Annotated in this window: 11 protein-coding genes; 9 read left to right on the forward strand and 2 right to left on the reverse strand. The window is 61.6% G+C overall.

Going from position 1 to position 14451, the window contains the following annotated elements; all coding sequences use genetic code 11:
- The first annotated feature begins 289 nt into the window (after positions 1-289).
- From bcsA to bcsN, 4 genes are read left to right on the forward strand one after another with little or no spacing between them, the layout of a single operon-like run.
- Positions 290-2539, forward strand: a complete 2250-nt coding sequence (bcsA, locus tag QTL56_RS11835) for a UDP-forming cellulose synthase catalytic subunit (protein ID WP_245137850.1) — start codon at positions 290-292, stop codon at positions 2537-2539.
- Entirely contained in the window at positions 2532-4814 is a 2283-nt protein-coding gene (locus QTL56_RS11840) for a cellulose biosynthesis cyclic di-GMP-binding regulatory protein BcsB (RefSeq protein WP_245137851.1), read from the forward strand. Before bcsA ends, QTL56_RS11840 begins: the two co-directional genes overlap by 8 nt.
- Positions 4811-6862, forward strand: coding sequence for a tetratricopeptide repeat protein (locus tag QTL56_RS11845; protein ID WP_245137852.1), 2052 nt, complete (start codon positions 4811-4813; stop codon positions 6860-6862). The genes QTL56_RS11840 and QTL56_RS11845 overlap by 4 nt, the downstream gene beginning before the upstream one ends.
- Complete coding sequence (bcsN, locus tag QTL56_RS11850; protein WP_245137853.1) at positions 6859-7653, forward strand: cellulose biosynthesis protein BcsN; 795 nt, start codon at positions 6859-6861, stop codon at positions 7651-7653. The genes QTL56_RS11845 and bcsN overlap by 4 nt, the downstream gene beginning before the upstream one ends.
- 26 nt (positions 7654-7679) lie before the next feature.
- On the opposite strand, the gene QTL56_RS11855 is transcribed toward bcsN, so the two are convergent.
- Complete coding sequence (locus tag QTL56_RS11855) at positions 7680-8027, reverse strand: thiol-disulfide oxidoreductase DCC family protein (RefSeq protein ID WP_229576103.1); 348 nt, start codon at positions 8025-8027, stop codon at positions 7680-7682.
- Positions 8028-8375: 348 nt separating this feature from the next.
- On the opposite strand from QTL56_RS11855, the gene QTL56_RS11860 reads away from it, so the two are divergent.
- Positions 8376-9176 (forward strand): creatininase family protein, encoded by an 801-nt coding sequence (locus QTL56_RS11860; protein ID WP_245137854.1) that lies wholly within the window; start codon positions 8376-8378, stop codon positions 9174-9176.
- Between the two features lie 16 nt (positions 9177-9192).
- Here the strand turns inward: QTL56_RS11860 and QTL56_RS11865 are convergent, their stop codons facing one another.
- Complete coding sequence (locus QTL56_RS11865; protein WP_229576106.1) at positions 9193-10146, reverse strand: LysR family transcriptional regulator; 954 nt, start codon at positions 10144-10146, stop codon at positions 9193-9195.
- Positions 10147-10322: 176 nt separating this feature from the next.
- On the opposite strand from QTL56_RS11865, the gene QTL56_RS11870 reads away from it, so the two are divergent.
- From QTL56_RS11870 to QTL56_RS11885, 4 genes are all read left to right on the forward strand, one after another.
- On the forward strand, positions 10323-11339 hold the full coding sequence (locus tag QTL56_RS11870) for an ABC transporter substrate-binding protein (RefSeq protein WP_245137855.1): 1017 nt from the start codon (positions 10323-10325) through the stop codon (positions 11337-11339).
- Between the two features lie 183 nt (positions 11340-11522).
- On the forward strand, positions 11523-12344 hold the full coding sequence (locus tag QTL56_RS11875; protein ID WP_245137856.1) for an ABC transporter ATP-binding protein: 822 nt from the start codon (positions 11523-11525) through the stop codon (positions 12342-12344).
- Positions 12344-13138 (forward strand): ABC transporter permease, encoded by a 795-nt coding sequence (locus tag QTL56_RS11880; protein ID WP_229576109.1) that lies wholly within the window; start codon positions 12344-12346, stop codon positions 13136-13138. The genes QTL56_RS11875 and QTL56_RS11880 overlap by 1 nt, the downstream gene beginning before the upstream one ends.
- A complete protein-coding gene (locus QTL56_RS11885) occupies positions 13138-14451 on the forward strand; it encodes a cytosine deaminase (protein WP_245137857.1) in 1314 nt (437 codons plus the stop codon). The genes QTL56_RS11880 and QTL56_RS11885 overlap by 1 nt, the downstream gene beginning before the upstream one ends.

The raw sequence follows: 14451 nt of genomic DNA on the forward strand, positions 1-14451 counted from the left end.
ACGAAACGCGGGTGCAGCATCTTAAGATGACGTCAACCATGTCGATTAGATCAGGCTTAGGACTTTCATAAACCCAAACATCCGAAAACCCGGAAATTCCAATGAACAATAGCGTTTGAAATCAGCATATTACGCTAAATTTCATACGGTCAGAATCCCACATTTGCGTCACGGGAGAGCCCCGTGACCTTAGCAATTTACTAAGAAATACCCCCCTTTATGCCGGATGTTCCTTGCGAGGGATCGCCGCAGATGACGCTGCGGTGGGGTGAAACATGGGGTTTGGCACATGATGTGCGTTGCGTTGCCCGCGATCTTTGCGGGCCTTCTTGGTGTGTTCCTGCTCTGGCTGCCAATCAGCCTCCAGGCGCAACTGGTTCTCAGTCTGGCCATTTTGGGGCTGATGCTCCTGTTCATGATGCGCCCGCAGAACAAGACTTTCCGTCTGATGACCTTCGTCTTCTCGGCCGTCCTCGCGTTGCGCTATGCTTTCTGGCGCACGACGGAGACACTGCCGGACATCCACGAGCCGTTGAACTTCATTCCCGGCATCATTCTCTACGCGGCGGAAATGTATTGCCTGGTGATGTTGGCGATCAACTTCTTCATCGTCGCCGATCCCCTACAGCGCAACCCGGCACCACGGCTGCAGGACAGCGAAAAGCCGACGGTCGACGTCTTCGTTCCATCCTACAACGAATCTGCCGACCTGCTCGCGCTGACACTTGCAGCTGCGAAATCGATGAACTATCCGGCGGACAAGCTGACTGTCTATCTTCTGGACGACGGCGGCACGGACGCCAAATGCAGCCAGTCCGATCCGCGCGCCGCGATCGCTGCCCGGCGGCGCCGGGAGGAACTGCAGGCGCTCGCCGCGGCCCTGGGCGTTCACTATCACGCCCGTGCCGAAAACAGCCATGCCAAAGCCGGCAATCTCAATGCCGGGCTTCAGATCTCATCAGGGGAACTGGTGGTCGTCTTCGATGCCGACCATGCACCGGTGCGCGAATTCCTCAACGAAACGGTCGGCTATTTCTCCAAGGATGAGAAGCTCTTCCTCGTGCAAACCCCGCACTACTTCCTCAATCCGGACCCGGTGGAAAAGAACCTTCAGACCTTCGGCAAGATGCCGTCGGAGAACGAGATGTTCTACTCTGTCGTGCAGCGCGGACTGGACAAATGGAATGCCTCCTTCTTCTGCGGTTCTGCAGCCGTGTTGCGCCGTAAAGCCCTGAAGGAAACCGATGGCTTTTCAGGTCAATCGATCACCGAGGATTGCGAAAGCGCGCTGGCGCTTCATTGCCGCGGCTGGCACAGCCTCTATGTCGACAAGCCGCTGATTGCCGGTCTGCAGCCGGAAACCCTGGTCTCCTTCATCGGCCAGCGTGTGCGCTGGGCGCAGGGCATGCTCCAGATCCTGACACTCAACCGTCCCTTTCTGCAACGCGGCCTGACCACGGCGCAGCGCATCTGCTACGCCGGCACGAACCTCTTCTGGCTCTTTCCGCTCACACGGCTGACCTTCATGTTCTCGCCGTTGCTCTACATATTCTTCTCGCTGCAGATCTTCGAAGCCAACATCACCGAATTCGTATGCTATTCGGTCACCTACCTCATCTCGTCCTTCGCCATGCAGAGCTATCTTTTCGGCCGCGTGCGCTGGCCCTGGGTGTCGGAACTCTATGAATATGTGCAGTCGGTCATGCTCTTCGGCGCGATCCTCAGCGTCGTGCGCAATCCGCGCAAGCCGACCTTCAACGTCACCTCGAAGGGACAGACACTCGACGAGAGCAAACTGTCTCCCCTCGCCCGCCCGTATTTCCTGGTCTTTTTCCTGCTGCTTGCGGCCAGCTGCTATGCCATCTGGCGCTACACCACCGAGGCCATGCCATCGGAACTGCTGCTGATCGTTGCCGGCTGGAACATCATCAACATGGGTGTCGCCGGTGCGGCATTGGGGTCGGTCTCCGAGCGCCGGGAGCGCCGACGCAACCAGCGTCTTCACGTGCGCCGCCACGCGATCCTGCATCTCGACGGCACCGGATACGCCGTCATCATCGGGGACGTCTCGAGCGGTGGCCTTGCCCTGCAGTTCATCGATGGCAAGCCGGTCGATGGGATCGACAAGGGGCATGAGGCCGTCATCGAAGTGCGTCGCCACGGTCGCAGCATGGAGGTCCCGCTCGTCTGCAGAAGCGTGATCCGACGCCCTGACGAGACGGACTTCGGCTTCGCCTTTGCCGAACGGACCCCCGAGACCTTCGTCGCCATTGCCGAGATGATGTACTGCGACCAGCAGCCGCTGCAGGATCGCTGGAACCGTGTCCAGAAGCACAAGGGCTTTTTTACCGGCACGATCCGGTTTGCCCTGTGGACGATCACCGAGACGCTTCGCGGCTTCACCTATGCACTCCGTCTGGTGCGGGAAACCACGGAAGTATCGCATCCGGATGCGCCGATGGTCATCCATGCTCCGGGCTTACGCCGGGACACTCCCGCCGCCGTGTCGGCGACACAGAGAGGAACGGCATATGCGTAAGCGAAACCTGACCGTTTTTTTGTCCGCCGCAACCGCACTCTTGCTGGTAGCACCGAACCTTTCGACCGTCGCGAGCGAGCTCACACCGCCGACGATTTCCTCCGGCGCAACCGCACCGGTTTCCGGTGGCCAATCCCAATTGGTGTCGTTTCGCCAATCGGCGAGCGAGATGCGGATGGAGGGCGAAGATGCCGTCCGTGAACTCACATTCTACCTCTCGCCCGACCAGGCAGCGACCAGCGGCGCATTGCGCCTCAGCTATACGAATGCGGTATCGGTCCTTCCCGACGATGCAACTGTCGATGTCGAACTGAACGGCAAGCCGCTTTCGAGCTTCCCGATCCGCTCACCGCACGGTCCGACAACCCATGATTTGCCGGTTGCGGCCAAAGACCTCGTGACCGGTTGGAACACTGTTCGGATCCGTGCTCGCCAGCACCACCGCATCGATTGCAGCATCGAAGCGAGCTATGAATTGTGGAGCCAGTTTGACACCCTCGTGAGCGGCTTCGTGGCCGGAGTCCCGGCAAAGGACGGCGATCTTGCGAACCTGCTTTCGGTCGGCCGCAATGGAGATGCAGCAACCGAAATCCGACTGATTGCAAAGTCGGAAACGGCACACGCCGCCCTCCGGGATAGTCTCCCACTGATGCAGACGCTTGCTCTGGTCCTCGGGCGCAAAGACATTGTCGTCAGCCTTGGTGAACTCGAAGGCACGGGGCCGGGCATCGACGTCTACGTGGGGGACCTGGATGATGCCGATCTGCCGCAATCGGCGCACGATGCGCTGGCGGGGGCGCCGCGCGGCCTTTCCGTGCGCCGGGGCGATGCCGGTCGGTACGCCGTCACCCTGCGTGCCTCCGGCAAAGCCGAGACCCAGGCATTCCTGCTGGCCGCCGTGAATGGTCCGCTCCAACCCCTGATTCGGGCTAACAAGTTGGCGGCCGCGCGCGGCATCATTGACGGCAACCAGCCGGGCACCCACGAACTCTCCGAGGTGGGCTACCGTACCACCCCATTTTCCGGGCGCCTGTTCCAGACGAGTTTCGACATCGTGATGCCGGCCGACCTCTACCCGGGTGACTACGCCACGGTAGACCTGCATCTGAATGCGGCAACGGCACCGGGCCTTGCTGCGGGAACCCAGATCCTCGTGCGCGTCAACGAGCGCGCGGCGGCAAGCCAGATTCTCCACGACCCGGAAGGCGTAAGGCTCGAGAACAAACCCCTCGAACTGCCGCTGCGGGCCTTCCATCCTGGCGTCAATCATGTCCGCATCCTCGCGGAACTGCCGACATCAGGCGATCTCGCCTGCGATCCGGCGGCACGCGATGAAAGCCGCTCCCGTTTCCTGCTGCTGCAGGAGACCACCGTCAAGATCCCGCCACTGGCACGCGCAGGGCGCTTGCCGGATCTCGCAGCATTCGCCGGAAAATCATTCCCCTTCGCCGGCGCCGGCGCATTCGACATCTACGTCGATGCCCCAACCCCGGCGCGCCTGGGCTCGGCACTGTCCGTCTTTGCGCGCATGGCGATTTCGGCAGGCCACCCCTTGCCTGCCGAGGTGAAGATCGGTCGCCCGGACCCGGCCAAGACGACGGGGAACGTTCTCGTCGTGAACGTCGACGGAGGCGCGATGGAAAGCGCTGAATTGGTAGCCCCCAAGGGAAATCGACTTCATATGGCGGCGACCGACGCATTGGTCACGGCGTCCATCGGCGGAACTGGTCCGTCGTCCCACTCCGAGGCACTGCTCAACGCTTTTCAGGTGGAGACCCAGCTGGAAGAGGACAAACTATCCGCGAAAAGCCGGATCACGGCTTGGCTGTCTGCGGCGGCAACCACGGTAAACCGCTGGCTGACCTACAGAGAGATCGGCGACGACGTCCACATCGAGACCCAGGACCGTCTGGTGAGCTTGACGCAGTCTAAAGTGCCGGACAGCGATGCCGTCTGGACCATTGTCAGCGCAACCGATGAAGTCTCACTTTCACTGGGTGTGGCCGCCCTGACAAGGCCCGGAACATGGACTGCGCTTGAGGGCGAGGAGTCCGTTATCCGCCGTTCCGATCTGGAACTCGTCAACCGCAAACCCCAAGCCTACAGCTTTTTCCCGATCACGGACACGAGCCCCGCCAATCTCAGACGCCTCGCGGCAGCCTGGCTCTCGGACAACTTCATGATCTACGTCGCGCTCGTCGTTTTCTTGATGGGCGGGTTTGGCTGGTGGATTGGCTACACGGTGCCGCGCAAGGGCGTGAGGACAGTCGAATGAACAAGAACAGCAGAGCCGCCGCACTGTGTGCCGGCACGATACTCACCACATTCGTCTTGGCCATGCCCCTCACGGCGACGCCATTGGTCGTTCGTCAGGCCGCATCGACCATGGCGCCACCATCCATGGAAGCGGTGAACGAGGCCGCGAAGCCGCAACCCAAGTCAGCACCCGATAGCGTCGATCTTGCCGCACTCTACTTCTATGCGAAGAATGGCGAGGCCGATCGGGTCGAGGCTGAAACCCGCCGCCTGGAAGTGAGGTTTCCCGACTTCGTTCTTCCCGCAGATCTTTACGCCCCGGACGCCGGCAACACGGTGGATGAAAGCAGCCTCTGGCAGCTGTACGAGCGTGACGACTATGCCAGGATCGACCAGGAGACCAGCCGGATCGCGGCCGCAAATCCCGGTTGGGAACCGTCTGACGACTTCCGCATGAAGCTCGAACGCCGAAAGCTGCGCAACACAATCACAGCGGCCCATGAGGCCAAGGATTTTGCGACACTCGTTCGAATTGGCGCTGGCCTCGATCCGATGCAGGAGACCGAGATCGACCTGCTCTGGATGATGATCGATGCCTACAGGGCAAACGATATGCGCGACGCCCTGACAAACCTCTACCGCGGCATCCTGTTTCGCGGGCAGGACAAGGCGTTCTCCAAGGAGCTCGTGCTGACGACCCTGCAGAAGGCGATCGAAGACGTTTCGGCCGCGGACCTTCGCGAAGCCATGCAGGTCCTGTCGGCCGATCCCGACCTCGCACTCGGCATGGGGCCCCTGCAACTCGACCTGATGCGTCGGGAGATCGGGGACTATGCCGCGAGTGTCCCGGGCGCACCGCGCCCCGATGACGCGGTCCTGGCTGCAGTCCGGCAGGTGGCCGAAACGGCCGGGTCCCCGAAGGATCTCGCACTGATGGGCTGGTATCTGCTCAGGATCGAGCAGCCGAAAGAGGCATCGTCGTGGTTTGAGCGCTTGATGGAGGATCATCCGACGCCGGAAGCCGTGCGCGGCCTCGCGCTGAGCCATGTCCATCTCTCGGAGGATGCGGAGGCCTTTGCCTTCGTGTCCGAGCATCTCGATTTCTTGAGTGCGGAAGACGCATTTCTCGCGGATCAATTGTCGTTCGCCTTCAAGGGCGAAGGCAAGACGAAGATCGATGACCGGGTTGTTACCCGCTATTCGGAGGCCATCCAGAAGACGGAGTCGGCAGACCATGCCCGCCTTCTCGGCTGGTATGCCTACAACTCCCGACAGTTCCAGCCGGCCAGCGCCTGGTTCGCCAAGGCATTCGACTGGCAGCCGGAAGCGGACAGCCTGAAGGGGATGCTCCTGTCAATGACGCGGCTTGGTCAGAAGGCCGAGATCAACGAACTTCGCGCACGGTACGGGGAGGTCTATTCTACCGTTTTCGCCGAAATCAAGTCTGCTGCCGAGCCCAAAGGCAAGGGTGGCAAAGCCGTGAACGCTCCGGGCGGGATCGAAGCGCGCTATCTCTCCAGCCTGCAGAAGAAGGACTATGGCGCCTGCATTGCAGACCTCAGGAAACTCGAGGCAAGAGGGCAGCTCAGGCCGGACGTGCAGGTGTCCAAGGGGTGGTGCCTTCTCGGGCTCAATCATCTGGCCGAAGCCCGCCAGGCATTCACGGACGGCCTGGCCCGCGGCGGCGGCAAGGCGGATGATGCAGCTTACGGCTTGGGCCTCACATTGCTCCGCGCCAAGCTCACCGATGATGCCGAAGCCCTTTTGATGAGACAGCCCCTGACGCCCCTGCGCGAACGTGAACTGCGGGCCGAACTCCTGTGGCAGAAGGCACGGAGCGCTTTCGACCGCAAGCAATATCGCCAGACTCTCGAAGCGCTCAATGTACGCCTTCAGCTCGTGCCGGAACCGGTGGGCATCAGCCAGATGCGTGCCTGGAGCCACTACCACCTCGGCAATCTCGCCCAGTCCCGATCAATATTCGCGCAGCTCAACCAGGTTATGGCGGACCCGGCCAATAGCCGCGGCATAGCGGCGATCAACGAGCGCATGGGGATCACCCGATGAAGGCATCCGGTCTCCTTATCCTGGCACTCCTTGGGCTTCACGGTTGCACCACCGTCGAAGATCCCTTTCTCGACGGCATGACGTCGGCTGCCGGAACGGCGCAAACCGGCAACCGCGAGCTACCGGCTCATATGGCCCGCGCGAGCCTCACCAGCCTCGGCGAAGCCCCGCTCAGTGTGCGGCAATCCATGGGCAGCGACGGAACCACGCAGGACATCATCTATGTCAACAGGACCACCGTGCCCGGCGACAACAGGCTCACTCTGATTGCAGCATCGGCATCGACCCGATATGGCCAACGCGGGCCAAGCCGGAATGAAATCGCCAAGGCGCTTCAGGCCGACTTTCCCGGCGTCCGCATGAGCATCGACCCCGTCGTCGGACGAAACAGCTATGGGCCATATGGCACGGCTACCGGAAAACTCGGCAACAAGGGCGGCTGCGTCTATGCTTGGCAGGCCCTCGACAAGACTGCCTCCGTCGCGCTCGCGGAACCCATCACAATCCGCCTCCGCTACTGTCACCCCGACATCGGGCCGGAGATATTGGCAGGCCTTCTCGGCGGACTGACACTTGGAGGTGCAGGGGCACAGCCCGGACTGGCGCTGGGATCGCTTCACCAGACCACAACCACCTATGCCTATTCGGCCCCGGCTGCCGACGCGGCACTCACAAGAGCACCAGCCCCCGTCTCACGCAGCGAGCCATCTCGCGACCAGCCTGAGCAGGCTGTGGCTTCGAGCGAGCAAGCACTACCGTCAACGGCCACGGCAATTCCAATGCCCCAGTGAAAGAATTGTCCCCGGCCTCTCAGGCTTCAGCGCAACAGTCGTTGAAGCCGAGGCCGGATCCGAAGGAAACCGCGATAAGCCGCGTCGAAGGCCGGTGTGAGAGCTGGCCAGCCGGCCGCGATCCCAAGCGGACGGAGCACGGGAATGGCCCGCCACATCGCGGCGAAGGCCGCCGCCCCGGACAAAAGCCGGCCATTCTCCTCCGCATGGAAGCGAGTGAGGATCTCGGCACGATCGACCGGACAGCCGACCGTAGGATCGCAGGCATCCAGGAATTGGATCGCCCCGCGCCGGTCGAGGCGTCGCATGAATGCAATCTCGCGCTGACACAGCGGGCAACTGCTGTCGAACCAGACGGTGACCTCGGGGTGCATGATCGGCTTTCCACAGTTGAAGTACAGACGCGATCGTTATCTGGGGCGGAGCAGGCACATCGACAATGCGTCTTCGCGTCGCGATTGCCTCGCAAGCGTGCTCCAGCGTGAGCACTGCGCATTCAGGGCGACAGAGCGACAGGGCGACAGGGCGACAGGGCGAGACAAAAAAGGAAGGACCAGGAATGAGCATCCCGGTTTGGTCTTTTGACGCCATGCGCAGCGTCAGGGAGGCCAGCGCGCATGTCTGCGAGCGCAATTAGGCAACGGCCCGCACTGAATATGATGCTTTTCGCAGCCCGCTGTTTTGTCTTATCGATCGGAAGAACGAGACAGCGAGGCACGGCCATGGCGAAACCCTTTTTCTGGAATGAACTGACCACGACGGATTTCGCCACTCTGCCTGCGGATACTACGATCGCCATTTTGCCGATCGCCTCGACCGAGCAGCATGGCCCCCATCTGCCGATCGCAACCGATGTCGCGATTGCGAACGGCATGCTGGCCGAACTGAAGGTTCAACGTCCCGATGACCTCGACTTTCTCGTCCTGCCCACACAGGAAATCGGCAAGGCCAATGAACACGTCTACGGCCCCGGCAGCCTTTCCTTCGGTCCGGAAATTCTGATCCCCGCCTGGACCGCTATCGGCACCAAGGTCGCCGAAGCTGGCATCCGCAAACTTGTCATCGTCAACTCCCATGGCGGCAATGTCGATGTCATGAGCATCGTCGCCCGCGAATTGCGCGTCCGCCACCAGATGGCCGTCGTCTCCACCCAATGGGGCCGCTTCGGCAATCCGGACGGCATGATCTCCGAGCATGAAAGCCGCTATGGCATTCATGGTGGCGAGGTAGAGACCTCGCTGATGCTGCATTTTCGTCCCGAACTGGTGCGCATGGACAAGGCTCAGAATTTTGTCTCCAGGGCCGAGGAGATGAAAGCAAATTCAAAATTCCTCACGCCCCTGCCGCCACATTCCCTCGCCTGGATCGCCCATGACCTCAACCCGCACGGCGTGGTCGGCGATGCCTCGAAGGGCACGGCGGCAAAGGGCGAAGCGATCTGCAGGCACCAGGTCGCAGGCTTCATCGAGCTCCTGCGCGATCTCGCGGACTACCCGCTCTCCAGTCTCTACGCTCCCGACTAAGGCCCACCAGCGAACCTCAGCCTTGACCGCGAATGGTCTCAGGGATGTGCCCCTGCGCCTTCAGATCCTGAACCTGTGCCAGCAGCTCCTGCATCAGATACTCGACAAAGAGACTGGTCGCAGAATCGAGCGGCGCCCGCGCCCGGGCAAACAGCTTCATTGGCTGGTGGCGGATATGCGCCTCGGTCAGCGGCCGGAAGATGAGCTCACCGCGCCGACACTCCGCCACAGCATCGAGCGGATTGAGCAAGGTGAGCCCCGTCCCGGCCTTCACCAGCTGTTTCATGAGCTCCGATGAGTTCGTCTCCACCACAGGCTCGACCAGCAGCGGCAGCGGCGCGAGCGCGAGATCGATGATGTTGCGAAGGCTGGTACCGGACTGCGCGAGGATCAACGGCTCTTGCACCACCTCAACGAGATCGACCGGCCCCTCTTCGCGTGCCAGCCGATGCCCGGGCGGCAGCACGACGCCGACGGGCACATCGAAATTGGCAAGCGTGCGAATGCCGGGCGTTGCCGGGATGTTGAAGCCGAGACCGAGATCCACCTCGCCGGTCAGGACCGGGTTGATTGTCGTCGAGCCGCCATCATTGCGCAGCTTGATCTGCACGCGGGGATGTTCGGCAATGAAGCCCGCGAGAATTGCCGGCAGAGGGCCTGAGGCGAGGCCAACGGTCGTCACCAGCGAAACCTTGCCGGCATGCGGTGTCTTGAGGCCCCGGATGCGCCCCTCCAGACGCTCGTAGTTCTTCAGCACGTCACGAATATGCTCTACGCAGAGCTCGCCGGCGGCCGTGAGGCGCAGACCTTTGGGAAGGCGTTCGAAGATCGGCGCACCCAGCTCCTCTTCGAATGCGAGGATCTGGCGGTTGACTGCTGATGATGCGACATTGAGGCGCGCGGCGGCTTTGCGGATTGAGCCACAGCGCACGATTTCATTGATGTAGAGAAGCTTTCTGGAGTGCAGCACGGGACCTCCGCTGCGTAAAATTTAGCCATGCCGCATCACTATGCAGCATTCATGCGACCAGTGCAAAAAAAGCATCGATGCAGGCGAATTTTGATGCTTTTCAAGGCGCATGACACTCGATCAAATGATTAAAAAGGAGCCCGGAACGGGCCCTCCAACGAACAGGGGAACAATCAATGCGCGACATGCTCACCAAGACCAGCCTCTTTGCCCTGATGGGCCTTGCCGCTTCGCTTGGCTCCACCTCCGCAGCGCTGGCCCTCGATGAGGTCACCTACGGCACCAACTGGCTGGCCCAGGCGGAACACGGCGGATTCTATCAGGCCGTGGCAGACGGCACCTATGAGAAGTACGGCCTGAAGGTCAAGGTTATCCAGGGCGGCCCGCAGGCAGCCAACCGCGCACTTCTGATCGCCGGCAAGGTGGATTTCTACATGGGCAGCCCGCTCGGCGAAATGGACGCGGTGAAGGAAGGCATCCCGCTGATCGATGTCGCGGCCATCTTCCAGAAGGACCCGCAAGTCCTGCTCGCCCATCCCGACCAGGGCATCGAGACGTTCGCGGACCTCGCCAAGCTCGACAGTATCTTCATGGGCAAGGACGGCTACGTCACCTACTACGAGTGGATGAAGAAGAATTTCGAGGGCTTCACCGACGAGAAGTACAAGCCCTACACCTTCAACCCGGCCCCCTTCATTGCAGATCCGAAGTCCGCCCAGCAGGGCTACCTGACGTCGGAACCCTATGAGATCGAGAAGCAGGCCGGCTGGGCGCCGAAGGTCTTCCTTCTCGCCGACAACGGCTACAACCCCTATTCCACCATGATCACGACCACGACGACCATGGTCGAAACCAAGGCCGATGTCGTGCAGCGCTTCATCGATGCCTCGGCTGAAGGCTGGTACAACTACCTCTACGGCGACAACAAGGCTGCCAACGATCTGATCAAGGTCGACAACCCGGAAATGACCGATGGCCAGATCGAGTACTCGATCGCCAAGATGAAGGAATACGGCATCGTCGAGTCCGGTGAGGCGATGGACAAGGGCATCGGGTGCATGACCGATGAGAAATACAGGGCCTTCTTCGACTCCATGGTCCAGATCGGTGTCCAGCCGGCCGACCTCGATTACAAGAAGGCCTACACCACGCAGTTCGTCTGCAAGGGCGTTGGCATGGCGCTGAAGAAGTAAGGGGCAGCCCCTCATCCCGGGCGCAACGCGTTGCGCCTGAATTGCCGCCACCTTCTCCCCGCTTGCGGGGAGAAGGAGTTCCGGGCCGGCATGTGGTGACATCCCTCTCCCCGCATGCGGAGAGACGGTAAGGTGAGGGGCAAATTCCGAGCACTCCTGTTCATTCAGATACCAAGGCTGTCAATGTCACGTTCCGAAGCCCCCTTCACCCCGCCCCCTCCCGAACAGCGCCGGGCGCTCGTAGTGATGAAGGACGTGTCCAAGGTCTTCTCCAACGGTACGGCGGCACTCACGGGCATGTCGCTCACCGTCAACGGTGGTGAATTCGTCAGCCTTCTCGGCCCCTCCGGCTGCGGCAAGTCGACCGCGCTCCGGATCATCGCCGGCCTGGGCGACACAACAACCGGCACGATCGACTGGCCAAGCTCACGCATCAACTCCAAGGGCCTGCCCGAAGGCGATGTTTCCTTCGTCTTTCAGGAGCCGACGCTGATGCCCTGGGCAACCGTCTTCGGCAATGTCTACCTGCCGCTGAAGCTCCGCGGCATCTCGAAGGCCGCCGCCACGGCAGACATCCTGGCAGCACTCGACCGCGTTGGTCTGAAGGATTTCACCGGCGCCTATCCGCGCGAACTCTCCGGCGGCATGAAGATGCGCGTTTCGATCGCCCGCGCGCTTGTGACCAAGCCGAAACTCCTCCTCATGGACGAACCTTTTGCCGCATTGGATGAAATTACCCGCCAGAAGCTGAACGATGATGTGCTCAAGCTCTGGAAGGAAACCGGCATCACCGTCATCTTCGTTACCCATTCGGTGTTCGAAAGCGCTTACCTTTCGAGCCGCATCGTGGTGATGAAGGCGCGCCCCGGCCGCGTGCATGCGGATTTCCCGCTGCAGACCAGCCTCGACCGCGATGCCTTCTACCGGACCTCGGAAGACTATCGCCAGGCCTGTGAAACCGTATCCAAAACACTCATCGAAGCCATGGACGGGGAGCATCACTGATGACCGGGCCGGCCGAAACGCTACTGAAAATCCTTGTCCCCATCATCGTCGTCTGTCTGCTGATCGTGGTCTGGCAAGTCGGCGTCTGGGTGAGCGGCGTTCCGCAATACATCCTGCCCGGCCCGATTGTGGTCGCCGGCGCCCTGTTCAAAGACTGGGGCACGCTGTCGCCGGCACTCTGGGTCACCACCAAGATCACCTTGATGTCGCTGGGGCTGGCACTTCTGGGCGGGGTCGGCATCGCTGTCGCGCTCGTGCAGTCGAAATGGATCGAGATCGCCTTCTACCCGATCACCGTCATCCTGCAGGTCACGCCGATCGTCGCCATTGCGCCGTTGATCCTGATCTACTCCCCCTCCACGCAAGTGGCACTGCTGATCTGCGCCTTTCTCGTCGCCTTCTTTCCGATCCTTTCCAATATGATCCAGGGCCTGAAGAGCGTCGATCATAACCTGCTCAATCTCTTTGACCTCTACGGTGCCTCGCGCTGGCAGACGTTGCTCTATCTGAAGCTGCCGGCCTCGCTCCCCTATTTCATGACGGGTCTCCGGATCGGCGGCGGCCTCGCGCTCATCGCCGCCGTCGTCGCCGAATTCGCGGCAGGCTCGGCCGGCGCCGGTTCGGGTCTTGCCTTCCGCCTGCTTGAGGCACAGTTCCGTCTGAACATTCCGCGCCTGTTTGCCGCCCTCTTCCTGCTCTCCTGCCTTGGCGTCGTGATCTTTGCCATCACCTCCTTCATTTCCTGGCTGGCGCTGCATCGCTGGCACGAGAGCAGCCTGAAACGAGAAAACTGATGTCGAGTCCGATTACCGCCCTCCCTGCCGCAAAGCGCTTCGTTCTCGCCAATGCGACACTGCCCGAGATTTGTGTCGACGGGCTGGAGGCCCCCGCCTGCGAGGGCCTGTTCAACGCCGACATCGTCGTCGCAGACGGCAAGGTCGAGGCGATCCTGAGACAGGGAGAAGCCCCTGCCGGCCTGCCTTCCACCGATCTCAGGAACGGCATGGTCTGGCCGACCTTCGTCGACATGCACACCCATCTCGACAAGGGCCATATCTGGGAGCGCCGTCCGAACCCGTCAGGCGACTTCATGGGCGCGCTGGAAGCCGTGAAATCCGACCGGGAGGCCAACTGGACGGCTTCCGACGTCAAGGCCCGCATGGAATTCTCGCTGCGCACGGCCTACGCCCATGGCACCAGCCTGATCCGCACCCATCTCGACAGCCTGGCGCCCCAGCACCGCATCTCCTTCGAGGTCTTCGCGGAAATCCGCGACGCCTGGGCCGGCAAAATCGACCTGCAGGCCTCAGCCCTTTTCCCCTTCGACCAGATCACCGACGAGGCCTTCTTCAAGGACCTCATCGACGTGATCGTCGCGCATAGGGGCATGCTCGGCGGCGTCACCTATCTGATGCCGGACCTCGACCAGAAGCTCGACATCCTTTTCCGCACAGCCTCGGAAAACAGCCTCGATATCGACCTGCATGTCGACGAGACGCAGGACAAGGAAACTCTGACACTGAAGACAATCGCCGAGGCCAAGCTCCGCAACCGTTTCGAGGGTTCGGTCACCGTCGGCCATTGCTGCTCGCTCGCCCGGCAGGACGAGGATTTGGCGAAACGCACCATCGATCTGGTGGCGGAAGCCGGCCTCGCGGTCGTGTCGCTGCCGATGTGCAACATGTATCTGCAGGACCGCGTGTCCGGGCGCACACCCCGCCAACGCGGCGTCACCCTCTTCCACGAACTGTCAGCTGCGGGTGTGGCAACCGCCGTTTCCTCCGACAACACCCGTGATCCCTTCTACGCCTATGGTGATCTCGATCCCGTCGAGGTCTTCCGCGAGGCGGTGCGCATCATCCATCTCGACCATCCGCTCGACACCGCAGCAAGGGTCGTCACCCGCACGCCGGCCGACATCCTCAAGCGCCCTGACCACGGCCGTATTGCGGTCGGCGGCCGCGCCGATCTCGTCCTCTTCAGTGCCCGCCGCTGGAGCGAATTTCTTTCCCGTCCGCAGGCCGACCGCATCGTGATGCGGAATGGCATGGGCATCGACTGCAGCCTGCCGGATTACCGCGAACTTGACCCGTTGCTTGGAGTTTAG

The sequence above is a fragment of the Peteryoungia algae genome, assembly GCF_030369675.1.
GTDB classification, from domain to species: domain Bacteria; phylum Pseudomonadota; class Alphaproteobacteria; order Rhizobiales; family Rhizobiaceae; genus Allorhizobium; species Allorhizobium algae.

Excerpts from the sequence above, each read along its gene's own strand:
- bcsA (WP_245137850.1), top strand. The coding sequence starts at position 290 with ATGATGTGCGTTGCGTTGCCCGCGATCTTTGCGGGCCTTCTTGGTGTG.
- QTL56_RS11840 (WP_245137851.1), top strand. The coding sequence starts at position 2,532 with ATGCGTAAGCGAAACCTGACCGTTTTTTTGTCCGCCGCAACCGCACTC.
- QTL56_RS11845 (WP_245137852.1), top strand. The coding sequence starts at position 4,811 with ATGAACAAGAACAGCAGAGCCGCCGCACTGTGTGCCGGCACGATACTC.
- bcsN (WP_245137853.1), top strand. The coding sequence starts at position 6,859 with ATGAAGGCATCCGGTCTCCTTATCCTGGCACTCCTTGGGCTTCACGGT.
- QTL56_RS11855 (WP_229576103.1), bottom strand. The coding sequence starts at position 8,027 with ATGCACCCCGAGGTCACCGTCTGGTTCGACAGCAGTTGCCCGCTGTGT.
- QTL56_RS11860 (WP_245137854.1), top strand. The coding sequence starts at position 8,376 with ATGGCGAAACCCTTTTTCTGGAATGAACTGACCACGACGGATTTCGCC.
- QTL56_RS11870 (WP_245137855.1), top strand. The coding sequence starts at position 10,323 with ATGCGCGACATGCTCACCAAGACCAGCCTCTTTGCCCTGATGGGCCTT.
- QTL56_RS11875 (WP_245137856.1), top strand. The coding sequence starts at position 11,523 with ATGTCACGTTCCGAAGCCCCCTTCACCCCGCCCCCTCCCGAACAGCGC.
- QTL56_RS11880 (WP_229576109.1), top strand. The coding sequence starts at position 12,344 with ATGACCGGGCCGGCCGAAACGCTACTGAAAATCCTTGTCCCCATCATC.
- QTL56_RS11885 (WP_245137857.1), top strand. The coding sequence starts at position 13,138 with ATGTCGAGTCCGATTACCGCCCTCCCTGCCGCAAAGCGCTTCGTTCTC.